Source organism: Mesorhizobium sp. ISC11 (assembly GCF_037162595.1).
In the GTDB taxonomy this organism is placed as follows: domain Bacteria; phylum Pseudomonadota; class Alphaproteobacteria; order Rhizobiales; family Rhizobiaceae; genus Mesorhizobium; species Mesorhizobium ciceri.
Map to the genome: position 1 here is coordinate 36,911 of NZ_JAVSPW010000002.1, position 17,648 is coordinate 54,558.

Genomic DNA, 17,648 nt, shown 5'->3' on the forward strand with positions numbered 1-17,648 from the left:
GCAAGAGAAGTCGGCGATCTCCGAAATCGGCTGTGTGATCAATGCTGTAGCGTTGTCCAGTGGCCAGCTGAGCCGCACGAGGCCTGTGATGCCTGCTATTCGGCGTACGATGGTCGGAAGTCTGGAGCCCACGCGCAAGACCCATGACTGAACTGAAACGGGCACAAAGGTCGGCTTCACCGAGAAAGTGTCTGCAACGCTGCCGTGGATGACAAGACCGAATGCACATGGCCAGCATGTCAACTTACCCCGAAGATTTGATTTATAGCTGCGATTTGCGAACACTCGGCCCCAAGCCATCTGATCCTCGATGGCGTAGCCGAATTAACCTTTGTAATTGCGGTGGCGCTGCACCGCGGCTATCCACGCGCCGCCGCCGGGCTCGGCGAAATGTCCCGAGAGCTTCTGAAGTTGAGCACGTGAAGGAATGGGGGTGATGCCGATTCTCATCATTATCGACCTTTCGAGTATTGCCTGCAGACCAACAGGATGGATTTGGCCATGAAAGGAAGCCGACCGGGTATTTCGTTGTTGGATTTCGACATACTCTCCCGGGCTCTTACGTCAGCCATCAGGGAGAGCCCGGAATCCGATTCGACGGTCCAGGCCCGCGAGCTTGTGTGCCTATACACCGGCAAAAAGTCAGCCGACCAAAATTTGATCGCGGCCTTGCTTCATGCCAGTCGCGCCCAGCTGGACGTGGAATCATCCAAGGCCAATCGGCCCGGCAAGAATTGACTGAGTGCCTGCATCTGCTCGATGTGACCTCTCGCCGGGTTGTCTCCTCGACGGAGCTACGTCCGAGACGAAGCCCAAGGGCCCGACCGACTGAGACGCAGAGCATAATTCGCGCCGGCGACAGGACGAATATCCTGACCGCGACACGATAGCCAGCAGGTCACCGAATGGACTTTTGGACGTCAAGGCAGCGGGGGTTTTTTCTGCAGGCTTGGAACCTCTTTCTGAAATCGAAGTTGGGTTCGCAGCCTGGCTCCCCGGGCCAGGTCTCAAAGCAAGGCCCGCCGCTGTTTGTGTCCTCAGTGGCGGGCCCACTTCGTTCCGCTCAACGCTACATTGCGATTGACTAAAGCAACGAACATCCAATGAACGCAATCTCACATGGCATCGGTCCATGGCCAGGTCGGCACGATCATTTTTTGGGTGATGGTGACCACGCCGACCAGTTGGTCACAAGGAGTGACCAAATGACGAGCCTATAGCTACGGCACAACGGCAATCCAGCAACAAGGGCCGATGTGTCTAGGCTGCCCGTAGCCTCCGCGATTTGTCGCGTCAGGCGTCATGGTCTTTCCTCCCGATCGCCGCAGCGTCGCATGCGACGAGCCGGTGAGATTGGCCGAAGACCTGACGCCGGAAACGCGCGAGCGCGCCAAAACTACTGGGTCATGCGCGGTGATGGTGGGATTGCTATTTTTAACTATGCCGATTTGCGGCTCTTGGCCTTTGGCCGGTCTTTGCCGATGCCTTCCTTGGCGAGGCTCTTTCGAAGAACCGAGGCCAGGTCGACCACGTTCTCCTGGGGCTTTGGCGCCGGTTTCGGGGGCTTTTTGCCCTTGCGCTTGGCGTCGATCATGGCAATCAACGCATCCTCGTAAGTATCCTCGAATTTCGAAGGATCGAACTTTGTCACCTTCTTGTCGATGAGAAGCCCCGCGATTTCGAGCAGATCCAAATCGTATTTTGGGCTTTTCACATCGTCGAAGACGGTGTCTTCCGACGTCATCTCATTGTGGGCGCGCAACTCGGTCAGCAGCATTCCTTTTTCAAGCGGCTGTATCAACACTTCGCGCCCGCGCTGATAGAGCACGACGCAGGATCGCGCCGCAACGCGCTTCTTGGCCATCGCATCGCGCAGGACAGAAAAGGCCTCCAACGAGGCGCCGTCAGCCGGGATTAGGTAGTATGGCTTCTCCAGGTAACGTGTGTCGATCTCGGCAACCGGAACAAAGGAATCGACATCAAGCGTATGCTGCGACGTCAGTTTCAGTTTCTTGATCTCGTCCGGCTCGACTTGTATGAACTCGCCCTTGTCCGCCTCGTAGCCTTTGATCTGATCCGCGACTTCGACAACATCGCCGGTCCCTTCGTCGACATAGGCGCTCTTGACGGGCAAGCCGTTCTTGCGGTTCAGAATCTTGAAGTGGATCTTGGATGCCTCGCTTGTGGCACCAACTATCTTCACCCCGCACGACACGGAACCGACCCTCAGAAAGCCCTTCCAGACCGCGCGCGGCGCCACCATGCCGTTTCTCCTAGACGTGCCGATGTCGGCACAACGTCAGCCACACGGTTCTGTTCCGCAACGTGGGCACTCATTGCCTGCAGCCCAAGAATTATTCCTCCCGGTAGTCCAGCAGCTTCGCATGGCGAAGCTTCTCCTCGCCCTTCAGGAACCGCACGCGACCGACCAGACCAGGCTTGAGCCATTCGGCCTTTTCTTTCTTTAGACCGATGGGCACTGGTCCGCCGACTTTCCCTTGCACGCGATCCCATAGTCGCTGGCGCTTGTCGGCTTTAAAGGCAACGAAGGCGCCGCCGGCGTAGCGGCCCTTGTCGGCCATGAGCACCATTGCCGGCTTCCCAGCCTCGCGCTGCACGCCAATAATGTCCATTTCCTTTTCGGCATAGCACTTGATCTTGCGCCAGTTCATCGTCGGTCCGCTGCGATAGACGCTGGCCTTGCGCTTCGAGACCATGCCCTCCAACCCCGCCCTGTCGACCAGGTGATAAACCGCGTCTCCGGTGCCGGGCATGGCTTTGCTGACCTGAATGCGACCGACGGCTGGAATCAGTTCCTGCAGGATCTCGCGGCGGTCTTCCACCGGCATGTTGCGCAAATCATGCCCGTTCAGGTGCAGGAGGTCGAATGCCACCAAATACAGATCGCGCGAAGGCTTACGACGGGTGACGGCTGACTGCAGGGCCTGGAAGTCGGACAGGCCGGCCTCGTTGACCGTGATTGTCTCGCCATCGATGATGAAACTTTCCGCCTCGATCGCCTCCGCCTCTCCGGCAAGTTCGATATAGCGGCCTGTCCAGTCGTATCCGTTCTTGGTGAACAGCCGGATCCCGTTTTCATCCTTGATGATTTGGGTCCGATACCCGTCGAATTTGATCTCATGGAGCCATTCGTCGCCCTGCGGTGGCGTTTCGACCAGCTCGGGTTCCATGGGCTTGATGAACTTCAGACGCATGCGCTGACTCGCATAGTGCGATTCAATTAGCGCTAGCTAAAATGGTTCCGGAACATTTTAGACGAATTGAATGTTTGATGGTTATGACGAAGCTATCCGACCTTGGACCGCCGATTCCCGGCACGCAGCACGGCGGCGAGCCTGCCGACGAGCGCGACAATTTCATGACCTGTCCGGTCTGCGGCCAGCAGTTCGACATGCGCGATTTCCGCCAGGTCGCTTGGCACAATCTGCCTCAGCATGAACCGCTGGAACCGGAGCTTGCCACTGGCCGGAACGCGAACTGGTTGCGGATCCGATCATTGAAATAGCGGCCCTTGGCAAAGGCAGATTTGAAATCGGCGACGATCTCCGGCGGTACATCCAGAAAGTCGTACTGCCTGCCACTCGCTACAAACCACACTGAGAGAACCCTGGTTTCCGGGTCGTATTCGAACTTGCGTATTGAGGTCGACGGCATGGTGCACCAGGTCATTGCCGGTGAGCGACCCGCGAGATGGCCCGCCCAGTGAGGAAGCAGAGAGCGGGCCGACCACGGCTGTACGTCCATGGCCATCATCGCCTCCACGGAAGGACGGTGACAGCATTCCAACTCCCATTGGATTTCGGCGTTCCACACATAAACAAAAAGGCCCGCCACCTCTCGGCAGCGGGCAGTGGGTCGCTAGGATCACCCAGCGGTACCTAAAGTACACCCAGCCTCGCCAAAAGGGAAATGTTAGATATCTCTAATGGATGAGTCGGACCCTGGGGCTGACCGTGGGGTATCAAATCCGAGAATATACAGCGGGCCAGGTGATAGCGGAATACCGAGCTGAGGCCCCGACATCCTATTGCGCCGCCGCACAGGCAACGAAAATGCCCGTGACGCTACACCGATCCGGAAACTACTTTCTTGAGGTGACCGATGCGAGCACGGAGGGTGTTCGCCTACCAATACGCCGATTTGCTCTACTGAGTGGCTTTGAGCAGCGGCTGCTGCTTCACCTCCGGGCCAAACCGGCCGCTCCCATTCATAGCCGCAGCGGGCTGTCCTAGGGATAGTTGGACTGGACGGTGTGTTGATTCACCCCTGCTGGATGGCTGAGGTGCAAAACCATGCAAACCACAATGCGCGGATACGCGACAGAAAGCCGTTGCATCGTCGACTTTATTCAAGCCGGAATTCAACCGCATGCTTGTCGTCCTCGCGAATGAGGCCACTGTCCATGGCGGCTTCGAACGCCTTGCTGAAATACTGATCATCGGAGGCCTCGTGATCCTGCTGCGCAAGATCGATCGGCAGCGCTCCGATCACGCGGCCCGTTGTCTTCTCGGTAACCGTGACGGTCCTCTGCATCATGGTTTGTTGACCGTGTCGTCGACTGCGTTGGCCGTTGCCTTGACGTCCCGGCCGACGCCTCGGACGGTGTTGGCGCAGGCCGCAAGGGCAAAGGCACAGGCAAGAATGACAATCGGTGTGATGCGTAGCAGTTTCATGGACGGTGATTATCAAGTCCGCTTTGCCGTAGCGCACCTGTAACCGCCATCACCTTGTTGTGGGCGGCCGCTTCATCTGCGTTGTCAAAGGGCGTTGCGATGGTCGTCCCACCAGAGCCAGTATCACAGCCAGGAACGGAAGGCCGATCAGCGGTGGTGCGTAGACAACGTACGCTGGGCGGGCATTCTTCATCGCCCATGTAGCACCATTTGTCGGTCAGGACCTAATCCACCTTAAAATGCCGATGCGCCTCTATTCTTCACATCGCCGACTTCCTGCACCACCGTGGCAAGCGATTCCTTCTATAGGAAACAGCCATGATTTTCCGTACCCCGACGGCAACACGACAACCTCGTTTGAGCGATAGCTAAGCGGCGGCAACTAGGTTGTGGCGCTGGCCAGGATAACGGAGGGTTGAGGGCAAGAGCGGTGACGAACGCCACGCGTCGCGATCCGGTGCGAACCAGCGGGCGAAGAACTTCGGTCGCGTTGGACGGCAAACTGGCACTCCAGATTGAGGGCTGTCCTGTCGAATTTGACCAAGACTTAGCCAGCCTTCCCAAATCCGGGAACGATGTTAGGGGGAGAGCGCTACATCGCAGGGGCCGACTATTGGGCGCGTCTTTTGCTACCGCCGGCATGCAGCGTGAGCAGTCGTGATCGATCGCAGCGGCACTCCGCGACGAGCCGCTGCCACTGTTTGCGGCGGCCTCCGGCAGCGAGCAGCGGACAGTATCGGAGATCCAGGAGCCCGTTGTCGCGCTGCGTGCGATGACCGCCGGCGGGCGAAGTGGTCGAGGACTACGGGCATGTTGGACTGACCCTGCGCGACCATCCTGTTTCGTTCCTGCGCGCCGACCTGGGGCGCAAGCGCATCGTCTCGTGTCGTGAGGCCATGCAGGCGCGCGACGGCCAATGGCGGGAGGCAGCAGGCCTCGTGCTGGTCCGCCAACGACCTGGCTCGGCCAAGGGCGTCATGTTCATTACGATCGAGGATGAGACCGGCATCGCCAATCTAGTGGTGTGGGTCAAGGTCTTCGAAAAATATCGCAGGGTCGTGCTCGGCGCCGGCATGATCGGCGTCTATGGGCGCATTCAGCGGGAGGGCGAGGTGGTTCATCTTGTCGCTCATCGTTTGAGCGATCTTTCCGCCGATCTGGCCAGCGTTGGCGATCGAGATGCTGCGTTCCCTTTGCCGCATGGGCGCGGCGATGAGTTCCATCACGGCAGCCCAACGCCAGACCCGCGCGGCATGCCGAAAGGACCGGGGCCGAGGAACATCATCGATCCCTATCTGCACATCGACCAGATCAAGGTGAAGACGCGGGATTTCAAATAGGGCGGTGCAAGAACGAGTCTGCCGAACAATGGCTGGGTTCGTCGATACGCATGAGCGATCGCTCAATCGGTGCTTCTGTCATTTTTCAGAGAAAGGCCTTGAACGCTGCTGCGAGAGCGGTAGGATTTTCTTCGGCGACATGGTGCCCGCTCTTGATTCCGTAGCCCCCACGTCGTCGGCCCGGTGCTTCCAGATGGCAACCGGATCGCCATAGATCTGCTCCAAGTCGTCGTCGAGCGACCAAAGGCAGAGCATCGGACAGTGCACCTTCCTGCCGTCATCTCGGTCTTCGCGGTCGTGGCGATGGTCGATCCTGATACCTGCGCGGTAGTCTTCGACCATGCCATGGACGATGGCGGGATCGTGGATGAATGAAACCAATTCGTCATAGGCATCGTGTCCCATCTCATCTGGCCGCAAGGCGCTGTACCATGCCATCGGGTCTGCAAGGATGGCCCGTTCCGGCTTCTCGGGTTGAGCAAAGAAGAACCAGTGGTACCAATCGCGGGCAAAGTTCCAGTCGGCCCGTTCCAGATGCTCGATAACTGGCAATCCATCCACGGCAATCAGTTTCGCACCAGGTTGGGATGGTCCATCGCCATTCTGAAAGCGACCAGACTTCCACGATCATTGCCCGGCGACGAAGAAACTATGGTGGCCCAAGCTTGCTGACAGCAAGTCCGCGACCTGGCCCCAAGTCATATGGGTGCGAGGATGGCCATGGATCAGAAGCAGAGGCGGCCCAGATCCGCCATGCCGAAGCCTTATCGGCTCGCCCTCGGTTTCCAACATTTCAAGCACGAAGTTGTCGAACATCTGCCATCCTCAAAAATGGGCGGTTGTCGGTTTGAAGAACTCCTTGAGCATGGATTGGTTCGGGACGTGCCAATCGCGACTGCAGATCGTTTCGGCTCCCGGTTAGCTTTCGCTCAGGGCTCATTCTGGACGCGAATGGCTAGACGGATTTAACGGAGCAGGCCCTCGTCGTCGAACGCGTTCCAGCCCTTCAACTTGGGCCGGGGAGCGTCATCTCTGGGGTCATTCCCGGCACCGCGAACCTTCTCGCTACCCTTTCCCGCCCGCGTCAGGGCAGCCTTGCCGGCGCCACGTCGCCTGTTCTCTGTAACTTGCTGCGCGTCCTCTTCACGCCAAAGGCTTGGCAGATCACGATCAAGGATGTCCTCGATGTGCCTGGGATCGAACACGTGGAAGGTGACGGCCTTGGATCGACCGCGCATCTTCACGGTGCGGGTCCCAATGCTTTGCAGCCGTCCGTCTTTCAGCCACTTGTGACGCTCACGCGAAGAGATCGCAAGGATGTCTTCGGCCTCGCGCGGCAGGACCGGGAGTACTGCGATGGTTTCCAGTGTCTTGGCGATCTTGTTCGAGGCGGCCTCGAACTCTTCGGCATCGTCTTCGCGCATCCGCAATGTCATGCGACCAGTCTCGGCTTTGACGTACTTCCTCACCGCCCAAGGCAGGCGGGCACGTATTTCACGCTCGATACCTTTCGTGCGCACCGACGAGCCAAGCGTCGCTGATGGCGGAAGGGGCCACTCGGTAATCAGTGACAACGAGGTGCTGACGCTTTGGCGAGAGCCGCGATCTCGAGGGGCCACAATTGCCGCAGCCAAGCCGCCAAGAATCTTTCGTGTTTGCGCAAAACGCACCGGCATCTGAGCTAGTCGCTTCCTTGTCGCACGGTTTCTACCGCCAGCGACCCGGCCGGCAGGGCCTTCAACAGCTCCACCTCGGGTTTCGTGAGGTGGATCCATGCCGCCCAATTATCCGGGCGCAGAACCACAATCTGGCGATTGTGGATGGGCGCCACGTCCAGGCCGGGTTCCGTCGTCAGCATAGCGAATGTCGGGGGCTTGTTGCCGTCGCCATCGCGCCACAGGCCGGCGATCGCCATGAACGAGGCGCCGTTGAGCGTGAAGCGATGCTTAGCCTTTGGAGACTTCTTTCCCGTGAATTCGAAGAAAGCCGACGCCGGAATAAGGCAGCGCTTGCTGTTGGAGAAGTTCCGTCCTTCCGAGCGGAAGTTGAAGATCGGCCCGCCTTTGGGCCCGGAGGGCGGAAAGGCAAAGGTCATGCGCGTGAGTTCGCTCGTGTCGCCGGCGGCGCGCATGATCGGGGCGAGATCACTGATGCGGATGTCATCCGCCTGCGGCAGATCCAGTTCGGTTTGATAAGTGGGAATGTCGAGCGCCAGCAATTGCATCATCCTGCAATATTCGGCCCAGGCGATATGCTGCTCATAGTCGTTGCACATGGCTGCCCACGCTTTCAGTCAGTTGATGACTTATAACAGATAACGCGGCTTGGCTGCGGCGCCACCATCCGGAGATTTTCCGCTATGCCCGAAATCTCGCGATCTGCTTGAGCATCGCGCAGTTGCCGTGATGACATCGCCGTGGCTCACAATGATGCGCTCAAGGTTTGGTTCATCAGACCATCTGCGGAAAGCCGTGCCCAGCAGGTACCGCCGCCAGGTATGGCTCGCTATGTCTGGACCTTTCCGACACCGCAGTACTGACCGAGATTCTGGCAGAGTTGGCCCGTTCTGGTGCTGGCTCCCGTCTCGATCTGATATGCAAGGTCTGCGATGCCAAGGGCAACGAATCCAGCAATTCAGGGTAGCGTTACGGGTCCTGAGAACCGCGACGTGATGCTTCACCGGCCAACCTGCCATTGAAAAATCCGCCACTGAGGGAGCAGTAACGGGCCTTCCGGTGTTATGCTCGGCCAGGGAAACCGAGCGCAATCCAAACTTCATTTTCGGAGCCATGTTGCAGTGGGTCCGCCCCTGCTGGCGGGCAGAGGCGGACCCGGCCAAGGCTTGGGACCCAGGCCCGGCAGCGGGGGACGCTGCCGCCGTTTCCAACCTGCCTCGACATATCAGGTTCCACTAATGCACAAAAAGCCCGCCACCTTTGAGCAGCGGGCCTTCCAAAGCTGCAATTCTCTTGATTACTCGATAATCCCGGAGACCCCGGATGAGTTGGGCGAAGCCGTCACCGACGACAGCCGCTCACGTTTCGTGAATGCCGGCTTCTGATAGCTGTTCTTCATCGATCTTACCCTTTGCCAATCCGCAATGTGCCACTCTTTGCCGTCGGCCAGGCGTGGCAACCGGCCGACAAAAAGCCCGCCATCTTTCGGAAGCGGGCTAGGATGCCTCACTGCTGGATGGGACGACTGCTCGCACCAGCGGCATCGGTCCAGGCGAGGCATCCGGCAATGACAGGCGTTGTGCCGACGACCAGGGCGCCGCGCGCGTGCAGGGTCATCAACCCGCGCCATGAGACTCTATCGACGGCCCAGATGGTGCCGCTGGCGTCGACCCACTTGAGGTCGGCGTCGGCCGCTTGAACCGCCTGCATCATCGCGGCCGGTTGCATCCCAGCTCGAAAGACGATGACGGAAGTGGCGGCACCGTTGAAGAGCGGGCCAGCACCCGCAGCCAGTCCTGCAAGCAGGACGATGCTGGTCAGAGCCGCCGAGGCACCTGCCGGTCCACCGCGGTTGGGCAGCACCAGCACCAACAGCAGCGGCACGATTCCGAAGATGACCAGCCACCCAATATCCCAGGCGAGCGGCATGTCGCTGTTCATCTTGATCCGATGCAGGCCGAGCAGCCAATGGAACACAATGGCGTCCACCAGATGCCAGACGCCGAACCCGATGAAGGCCAGCCGAAGGATCTCGGTCGTCGTTACGGCCCGCCTGCCTGCTGCCCTCGCCGCCACCAGCAGCACCGTGCCGGCAACGGTGAACACGTACATGAACAAGTGGAAGAGGCCGTCGGCCATGATCTGGAAGCGCAGGTCGGAACCCGCCGGGTCGGCGAGGCCCGAGAGAAGATGATGCCATTGCAGAATCTGGTGCAGGACGATGCCGTCGAAGAAACCGCCCAGCGCGAAGCCGAGCAGAAGCCAGCCGACTCTCGTTCTCGGATCGAGTTTCGCGGTGATGGTGTCCATATCAGGACGACTCCGCCGAAACCGGAGAGCCAAGTCTGGTTAGCAGCTCCAGGTGCATCGCCCTGTCCGGCGTCGGGTCGTGGAGATCATGACGGGCCTCGATCCAGAAGGCGGTAATCAGCCCGCCGACCACTGTCGTCAGAACCAAAGTCCCAGCAATGATTGCCAGCATGGATGTCGACCCTTCAACCGCGGGCACGCCGCGCCCGACCCGAACCTTGGCTTCTGCCGTATGTTCCCTCGCGTCGGGCGTTCTGGGGAGGAACAATCAACTTACATCATGGTTCGGATGCCCTGTTGGGGGATGGCTGAAGCGGAGAACATTCATGAGTGAATATTCGGCGGCGGCTCCGAGCAGCCGCGACGACCACAAGCGCGGGGCATCACCCGCTGGCTGTTTTCGACAAACCACAAGGATATCGGAACCCTCTACCTGATCTTCGCCTTCATCGCGGGGGTCATCGGCATGCTCTTGTCGGTGGGCATGCGAATTGAACTGCAGCAACCCGGGATCCAGGTTTTCCCCGGGTTGGGATCGATGATCTACGGCTACCAAGGCGACGCGGCCATAGATGCCGGCAAGCAACTTTATAACGTGTTCACCACGGCGCACGCGCTGATCATGATCTTCTTCACCGTCATGCCCGCACTGATCGGTGGTTTCGCCAACTGGATGGTTCCGATCATGATCGGCGCCCCGGACATGGCGTTCCCACGCATGAATAACATCTCGTTCTGGCTGCTGCCGCCGGCATTGATGCTGCTTTTATTGTCGATCTTCATGCCCAGCGTCCCCGGCGGATACGGTCCCGGGACCGGCTGGTTCCTCTACCCGCCCCTGTCGACGTCCGGCCATCCCGGTCCTGCCGTCGATCTGGTCATTCTTTCTCTGCACATCGCGGGAGCCTCCTCGATACTAGGCGCCATCAATTTCATCACCACGATCTTCAATATGCGCGCGCCAGGGATGACGTTGCATAAAATGCCTCTGTTCGTGTGGTCGATCCTCATCACCGGATTCCTGCTGCTGCTGGCCCTGCCTGTCCTGGCAGGGGCCATCCCAATGCTCCTGACCGATAGAAATTTCGGCACCACATTCTTCGCGCCGGACGGCGGCGGCGATCCTATCCTGTACCAGCATCTCTTCTGGTTTTTCGGCCATCCGGAAGTCTACATCATGATCTTGCCGGCCTTCGGCATCGTCAGCCAGGTGATCTCCACATTTTCGCGAAAGCCGATCTTCGGCTATCTGGGGATGGTCTACGCGATCGTCGCGATCGGAGCGATCGGCTTCGTCGTCTGGGCCCACCATATGTACACCAGCGGAATAGGGCTGGACACGCAGCGCTATTTCACCTTCGCCACGATGGTGATCGCGGTGCCGACTGGGATCAAGGTGTTCTCCTGGATCGCGACCATGTGGGGTGGTTCCCTTAGCCTGCGCGCCCCGATGCTGTGGGCGCTCGGCTTCATATTCCTGTTCACTGTCGGAGGCGTGACCGGCGTACAGCTTGCAAATGCCAGCCTGGACCGCCAATTGCACGACACCTACTATGTCGTCGCACACTTCCACTACATTCTCTCGTTGGGTGCGATCTTCGGCATCTTCGCGGGCTGGTATTACTGGTTTCCGAAGATGACTGGATATTTGTACAATCCGCTTTTGGCTGCAATCCATTTCTGGACGACCTTCGTCGGTGTGAATCTCGTCTTCTTCCCCCACCACTTTCTCGGAATGGCCGGCATGCCACGTCGCTATATCGACTATCCCGACGCTTTTGCCGGTTGGAACATGGTCTCCTCCTTTGGATCGTATCTGTCGGCCGCGAGTGTCCTGATTTTCCTTGCCGGCATCGTGGAGGCTTTCCACCGGCGACGGGCCGCCGGCATGAACCCCTGGGGGCCGGGAGCCACCACATTGGAATGGGAGTTGACCTCTCCACCGCCTTTCCATCAATGGGACAGGCTGCCGAAAATCAAATGAATCCGGCTGGCGAGCGCGACCGGCGGCGGGATCGGCGCTGAGTTGGAAGGCGCGCGCCGCGCTGGCCGTGAATTGACCTATCGGAAGCTGATCACGAGCACGGCGAAAAAGCTGGCGAGGGCTACTGCCCAGCAAAACAACCAGTTGGCGATCAGCAGGACAGATTTCAGCACCGTGGCGTGGCAATAATCTTCGATGATCGATTGCATGCCCAGCCGCATGTGGACGCAGTTCACCAGAATGAAGGCGATGAGGGCGGGTGCGACATAGATCGATCCGACTACGCGGATGACGACATCTCGAGGCTCTCCGCTCAGCCTTATGACGACCGCGACGATGTAGATGACGAGGATCAACAGTGCAGCAGATGTCAGTCGTTCCAGCATGAACGTTTCGGTTCCGTGTTTAGCCGACCCAAGGCCGCGCACTCGAGCTAGCGGAGTTCTGATCGAGCGTCGGTCAGCCATCTTGCTTCCCCAAACTCACCTGGTTCCGTTGCCCGTAACTCAAGCTGTTGCTGTCCAATGCTCGGGCTCGCGTCACGGACGGATAGTGCGCAAGCACGTTCTCCAGTTTGGCGAGGCGAGCTTTTTGGGCGGTTAGCTCGTATCCTGAACGCCATCCAATCTTCCCGGGTCTGCCAGCTTTCCACAACTCCTTTTCAAGGAGCGAGATGCTGAGGCGGACGGCGTCGATCTCTTTGACCAGCGCGGCCTTCACCAATTTCCGACTCTGCATGGCTTTAGTTCCGGTGGGCAAGGGTGGCGCCAAACACAGTGCATTTGGAAATGTTCCCCGGTGGGCGTCCGGCGTTGAAAATATAAATGCTTCGATGCTGCCCTCAAAGCGGTCGCCACAAGCCCACCCGGCACTCGGCACCTGGGATCTCTGTCCCCACCCTGGTCGGGTCTCGCCTCCAATGGGCCGCGGCTTGCCGGGCTATGCTTAGGAACAAGCAGGCGCATGCTTGGCCCGCCCCTTGCGGCAGGTAAGATGACCAGAATCTGTTATTTGGCCAACATATGTTAAACATGCTTTTTGTTTCTCGATCGCGCAAAAATATTTGCGTTTCATCGTCGGGAACGTATCGATCCTCAAGAAGTTTGCGGGGCTAGTCAGGAGAACGGGCTATGTCGGGCAACGAAATTCACCAAGACGCCTCGCGTTTTCGCACCAGAATCCGTGTCGTGGACGCTCGCGTGTTCCGCGGACCTCATCTCTACAGCATGAGTCCAATGGTCCGGATCCAGATTGACCTCGGGGCCCTTGAGGCGTTCCCGACAGACAAGCTGCCCGGGTTTACCGAGGACATCGTTCGCCTGTTGCCCGGCCTTGCGGCCCATGGCTGCAGCTATGGCGTCGCCGGCGGGTTCGTCCGCCGTATGCAGGAAGGAACCTGGCTCGGCCACGTCGTGGAGCACGTCGCCCTGGAACTGCAGAACATGCTGGGCCACCGGGTGACACGAGGAAAGACACGTTCGGTCAAAGGCAGTCCGGGCACTTACAACGTCATGTTCGCCTACAATGATGAGGTTGTGGGGCTGCTCGCCGGACGAGTTGCGCTCGAGTTGGTGGATGGTCTCCTGCCGGCCAATCTGCATGGCCTCGAGGGGCTCGACGAGATTGCCGAAATGGACGGGCCATTCGATTTCGCAGTGAGGCTGCAGCAGCTCAAGGCTCGCGCCGCCGAGCGTGCCTTGGGCCCCACGACCGCCTCTCTGGTGCGCGAGGCCGGGAGACGGGGGATTCCCGCGGCGCGGCTCGATGACAGCAGCCTGGTGCTGCTCGGCCAAGGCAAGCATCAGAAGCGAATCCGCGCCAGCTGCACCGACCTCACTTCCGAGATCGCGACCGAAATCGCCTCCGACAAGGACCTGACAAAATTTCTGCTGCAGCAGGCCGGGCTAACGGTCCCCAGCGGGGAACTGGTGCGATCGGCGCAGGACGCGGTCGCGGCAGCGGCACGGCTCGGGTACCCTGTGGTCACCAAACCACTGGACGGCAATCATGGAAACGGCGTCAACATCGGCCTCGCAACCGAGGACGAAGTCCGCTGGGGCTTCGAACAGGCGCGAGAACACAGTCGCAGCGTTATCGTCGAGCAGCACTTCGTCGGCTCGGACCACAGGATCCTGGTGATCGGAGGAAAGGTGGTGGCGCTTGCCGAGAGGGTCCCGGCACATGTCGTCGGCGATGGCCGGAGTTCTGTCGCCGAACTCGTCGAGGAGACGAACCACGACCCGCGACGGGGAGAGGGCCATTCTTCGGTGCTGACCCGCATCGAGATCGACGAATGTGTCGAGCATTTCCTGTCAAAGTCGCAGCTCACGCTTTCGAGCGTTCCAGCGCCGGGTCAAATGGTGCTCCTGCGACCCACCGCTAATCTGTCGACCGGCGGGACGGCAATTGACCGGACGGATGAAATCCATCCGGAAAACGCACTGATCGCAAGGCGGGCGGCACAGATCGTCGGTCTCGACATTGCGGGGATCGACTTCGTCTGCCCTGACATTTCCCGGCCGGTCAGCGAGACCGGCGGCGGCATCATAGAGGTGAATGCCGGTCCCGGGTTTCGCATGCATCTCGAACCGTCCTCAGGCCGCGCCCGCAATGTCGCACGGCCGGTGCTCGATCTTCTCTTCAGGGGTGGCAAGGACGGCCGCATTCCAATCTTCGCGATCACAGGGACAAACGGCAAGTCGACCACCGCCAGAATGCTCTCGCACATTCTTCAGGCGAATGGTGCAACGGTCGGGCTCACCTCGACCACCGGCGTCTACCTGAACGGCGAGCGGATCATGACAGGCGATTGCTCGGGTCCGCAAAGCGCCAGGATCGTGCTTCGCGAGCCAGGTGTCGATGTCGCCGTGCTGGAATGTGCACGCGGCGGCATCCTGCGCGAAGGCCTTGCATTCGACGCATGCGACATTGGCGCGGTGCTGAACGTCCATGGCGATCATCTGGGGCTGAGAGGCATCGACACTATCGACGACCTGGCGGAAGTGAAGTCGGTGGTCGTCGAGTCTGTCCGCCGCGGCGGGTGGAGCATCCTCAACGCCGACGACATTCACACCTCCGCGATGTCGCGCGAAGCAGGGGGCAGGATCTGCTACTTCTCGCTGGTGAACAGGAGCGACTGGCCCGATTTCCTGTGCAGCCACGTGGCGGAAGGCGGCCGCGCCGTGACGCGGGAGCGCAGCAGGGACGGTTGGGACATCGTCATCCACGAGGATGGGGAGTCGATGTTCCTGATGGACGTCGACGAAATTCCCGCGACCTTCGAGGGGGCCGCTGAATTCAATGTTGCCAACAGCTTGGCGGCCGTTGCGATGGCACATTGCCACGACATACCTGCGGCAACTATCCGCGCTGCATTGGCCGAGTTCACCACCTCGTTCGAGCATTCTCCCGGTCGCCTCAACGTCTTCGACGGGCATGGTTTCCGCACGATCGTTGACTACGCGCACAATCCCGACGGGTTGAAGGCGCTGGGAAAGCTCGTTTCCCATATGAAGCGCGGGTATCAGCGCACGATCGGCCTTGTCGCAATACCGGGCGACCGCCGCGATTGCGACATACGCGAGATGGGCGCGGTGGCTTCGCGAATATTCGACGTCATCGTCTTCAAGGAGGATGAACATGAACTGCGCGGCCGAGCCCCCGGAACGATCGCCGGCTTGCTGCGGGAAGGCGCCTTGAACGCCGGCTGCGCTCCAGGGCGCATACAAGCCGTCTGTCCCGAAAAAGAGGCCGTCGACGTGTGTCTCCAGCTTGCTCGGGAGAAAGACCTTGTCGTGCTCACCGTCGACGACGTTGAGGCGGTCTGGAGCCACGTGACCGGGTTTGAGGGCGCGGCACCTTCTCGGCGAGGGCCCGATCAGACCCGTGTTCGCCATCTGAGGGCTGGCTGATGTGGTCGCTCATCCTGCACGGCGGTGCCAAGGAGATCGATCCAGAAGAGGAGGAGGCGCATCGCAACGGGTGCATCAAGGCGCTTGAGGCCGGTCGCGCCGTCCTGGCCGGCGGCGGAACTGCAGTCGACGCGGTAGAAGCCGCCGGTCGTGTCCTCGAGACGGACCCGACGTTCAATGCAGGATATGGCAGTGCCCTAAATTCGGACGGCGAGGTCGAAATGTGCGCAGGCGTCATGGAGGGCAGGGACTTCAATGTGGGCGCCGTCGCTGTGATCAAGGGCGTGCGCCATCCCATCAGTGTCGCCAAGGCCATGCTGCATGAGGAGCCAATCCTGCTGGCGTCGGACGGCGCCAGGCGTTTCGCGGCCGATAAACAACTGGAGCTTTGCGATCCGGCTGATTTGGTCACGCCGCAGCAACGCGATTTGGCCAGCAAGTCGGAGGCGAAGGATACAATCGGCGTCGTTGCCCTTGACCAGTATGGGGATCTCGCCGTGGGCACTTCGACCGGGGGACTGGACGGCAGCGCTCCGGGCCGTGTGGGCGATTCTCCGCAACCCGGTTGCGGCTACTACGCCGACAACCAGCTGGGCGCCGTGGCCTTTTCGGGAGACGGCGAGCATATCGCGCGAAAGGCTCTCGCCGCTCGCGTCATGCAGGAGCTTTCCGCGCGGCGCGCACTTTCCTCTGGACAGACAGCTATGGCGGGCGTTGAGGAGGTGCTGGAGCCCTCCCTCATGGAGGTTGAGGCGATCGGCGGTGAAGCGGGAGCCATCGTGCTTACCCCAACCGGGAAGTCCGGGTGGGCGCACAACAGCCGGGAGTTCGCAGTCGCGTTCATGACCAGCGAGGACAACCATCCGCATGTCTTCGTGCGCAAGAGAGACGAGGGCAGATGACCGACAGGAAGAAAAGGCGCCCCTCCAATGGCAAAGCCGGAACGCTTGTCATTATCGGTGGCCACGAGGACCATGACGGCGATCGCGTCATATTGAAGGAGGTCGCAAGTCTCGTTCCGAACGGGCGCCTGGTCCTTGCGACCATCGCTTCGCATGAGCCGGATGGCTATCTCGAGAAGTATCAGAAGTCCTTCGGCGAGTTGGGCATCAAGGAAGTCGTCGAGCTCTACGTCAACGACCGTCTCGAGGCGGCGCATGAAAAAAAAATAAGCGCGCTCGCAAACGTGAGCGCTGTGTTCTTCTCCGGTGGCGACCAGCTCCGCATCACCAGCCAGATCGGCGACACCCCCATCGACGAGCGGGTGCACGAAATCTATGAAGCCGGAGGCATAATTGCCGGCACCTCCGCGGGCGCGTCGGTCATGAGCGATACCATGATGGTGAAGGGGCCGAACGCTGCGTCCTTTCGGATCGGCCATATTCGCATGGCGCCGGGGTTGGGCCTGCTGCCGAATGTCATCATCGACCAGCACTTTGCGGAGCGGGGCCGCATCGGGCGGCTCATCGGAGCGGTGTCGCAGAACCCACGGGTCCTGGGCATCGGCATCGATGAAGACACGGCGATCGTGGTGAATGGCGAGATGTTCAAGGTCATCGGCAGCGGCGCTGTCTATCTGGTCGATGCAGCCGGCGTCACGCATTCCAACATCGCGGAAGGTGAACCTGATGCCGCCCTTTCCATCCATGATCTGAGGGTTCACGTGCTGAGCTCCGGCGATGCCTTCGATCTCGCGATGCGACGCCCGGTCGGGGTTCCGTGAGGCTTCGATA

14 protein-coding genes and 3 pseudogenes are annotated in these 17,648 nt (G+C 60.0%); 6 read left to right on the forward strand and 11 right to left on the reverse strand.

All coding sequences use genetic code 11. From position 1 onward, the window contains the following. Window positions 1-1,438: 1,438 nt before the first annotated feature. The 5 genes from ku to RPF88_RS31240 form a co-directional block, all read right to left on the reverse strand. Window positions 1,439-2,263 carry a non-homologous end joining protein Ku gene (gene ku / locus RPF88_RS31220; protein WP_337123999.1) on the reverse strand — a complete coding sequence of 275 codons (825 nt, stop codon included), beginning with the start codon at window positions 2,261-2,263 and terminating at the stop codon, window positions 1,439-1,441. 91 nt (window positions 2,264-2,354) lie between these two features. Further along, window positions 2,355-3,215, reverse strand: a complete 861-nt coding sequence (locus RPF88_RS31225; RefSeq protein ID WP_128338317.1) for an ATP-dependent DNA ligase — start codon at window positions 3,213-3,215, stop codon at window positions 2,355-2,357. Between the two features lie 235 nt (window positions 3,216-3,450). After that, window positions 3,451-3,771 carry a KTSC domain-containing protein gene (locus RPF88_RS31230; RefSeq protein WP_127413906.1) on the reverse strand — a complete coding sequence of 107 codons (321 nt, stop codon included), beginning with the start codon at window positions 3,769-3,771 and terminating at the stop codon, window positions 3,451-3,453. Between the two features lie 594 nt (window positions 3,772-4,365). Further along, a complete protein-coding gene (locus RPF88_RS31235) occupies window positions 4,366-4,557 on the reverse strand; it encodes a hypothetical protein (RefSeq protein WP_337124000.1) in 192 nt (63 codons plus the stop codon). After that, the gene (locus RPF88_RS31240; protein WP_032809501.1) at window positions 4,554-4,694 is read right to left on the reverse strand and encodes an entericidin A/B family lipoprotein; all 141 of its coding nucleotides are present in this window, start codon (window positions 4,692-4,694) and stop codon (window positions 4,554-4,556) included. The genes RPF88_RS31235 and RPF88_RS31240 overlap by 4 nt, the downstream gene beginning before the upstream one ends. A 673-nt stretch (window positions 4,695-5,367) precedes the next feature. Here RPF88_RS31240 and RPF88_RS31245 point away from each other — a divergent pair. Then, window positions 5,368-6,034: pseudogene (locus RPF88_RS31245) on the forward strand (OB-fold nucleic acid binding domain-containing protein); the annotation flags it as partial. Window positions 6,035-6,119: 85 nt separating this feature from the next. Here RPF88_RS31245 and RPF88_RS31250 read toward each other — a convergent pair. The 3 genes and pseudogenes from RPF88_RS31250 to RPF88_RS31260 all read right to left on the reverse strand — a co-directional run bounded on the left by RPF88_RS31250 (window position 6,120) and on the right by RPF88_RS31260 (window position 8,309). Next, window positions 6,120-6,850: pseudogene (locus RPF88_RS31250) on the reverse strand (alpha/beta fold hydrolase). Between the two features lie 149 nt (window positions 6,851-6,999). Further along, window positions 7,000-7,710 (reverse strand): hypothetical protein, encoded by a 711-nt coding sequence (locus RPF88_RS31255; RefSeq protein ID WP_245475888.1) that lies wholly within the window; start codon window positions 7,708-7,710, stop codon window positions 7,000-7,002. Between the two features lie 5 nt (window positions 7,711-7,715). Then, window positions 7,716-8,309 (reverse strand): SOS response-associated peptidase, encoded by a 594-nt coding sequence (locus RPF88_RS31260; RefSeq protein WP_337124001.1) that lies wholly within the window; start codon window positions 8,307-8,309, stop codon window positions 7,716-7,718. Window positions 8,310-8,948: 639 nt separating this feature from the next. On the opposite strand from RPF88_RS31260, the gene RPF88_RS31265 reads away from it, so the two are divergent. Next, complete coding sequence (locus RPF88_RS31265) at window positions 8,949-9,095, forward strand: hypothetical protein (protein WP_337124002.1); 147 nt, start codon at window positions 8,949-8,951, stop codon at window positions 9,093-9,095. 121 nt (window positions 9,096-9,216) lie between these two features. On the opposite strand, the gene RPF88_RS31270 is transcribed toward RPF88_RS31265, so the two are convergent. Then, window positions 9,217-10,020 carry a DUF2243 domain-containing protein gene (locus RPF88_RS31270; protein WP_337124003.1) on the reverse strand — a complete coding sequence of 268 codons (804 nt, stop codon included), beginning with the start codon at window positions 10,018-10,020 and terminating at the stop codon, window positions 9,217-9,219. A gap of 1 nt (window position 10,021) precedes the next feature. After that, window positions 10,022-10,192, reverse strand: a complete 171-nt coding sequence (locus RPF88_RS31275) for a hypothetical protein (RefSeq protein WP_013525040.1) — start codon at window positions 10,190-10,192, stop codon at window positions 10,022-10,024. A 154-nt stretch (window positions 10,193-10,346) separates the two neighbouring features. Here RPF88_RS31275 and ctaD point away from each other — a divergent pair. Further along, window positions 10,347-12,004 (forward strand): annotated as a pseudogene (gene ctaD, locus RPF88_RS31280) (cytochrome c oxidase subunit I). 77 nt (window positions 12,005-12,081) lie between these two features. On the opposite strand, the gene sdhD reads toward ctaD, so the two are convergent. Continuing rightward, window positions 12,082-12,471 (reverse strand): succinate dehydrogenase, hydrophobic membrane anchor protein, encoded by a 390-nt coding sequence (gene sdhD / locus RPF88_RS31285; RefSeq protein WP_013525042.1) that lies wholly within the window; start codon window positions 12,469-12,471, stop codon window positions 12,082-12,084. Window positions 12,472-13,134: 663 nt separating this feature from the next. On the opposite strand from sdhD, the gene cphA reads away from it, so the two are divergent. From cphA to RPF88_RS31300, 3 genes are read left to right on the forward strand one after another with little or no spacing between them, the layout of a single operon-like run. After that, window positions 13,135-15,915 (forward strand): cyanophycin synthetase, encoded by a 2,781-nt coding sequence (gene cphA, locus RPF88_RS31290; protein ID WP_337124004.1) that lies wholly within the window; start codon window positions 13,135-13,137, stop codon window positions 15,913-15,915. Further along, window positions 15,915-16,817 carry an isoaspartyl peptidase/L-asparaginase family protein gene (locus RPF88_RS31295; protein WP_337124006.1) on the forward strand — a complete coding sequence of 301 codons (903 nt, stop codon included), beginning with the start codon at window positions 15,915-15,917 and terminating at the stop codon, window positions 16,815-16,817. The genes cphA and RPF88_RS31295 overlap by 1 nt, the downstream gene beginning before the upstream one ends. Beyond that, on the forward strand, window positions 16,814-17,638 hold the full coding sequence (locus RPF88_RS31300; protein WP_013525046.1) for a cyanophycinase: 825 nt from the start codon (window positions 16,814-16,816) through the stop codon (window positions 17,636-17,638). The genes RPF88_RS31295 and RPF88_RS31300 overlap by 4 nt, the downstream gene beginning before the upstream one ends. Window positions 17,639-17,648: the final 10 nt, after the last annotated feature.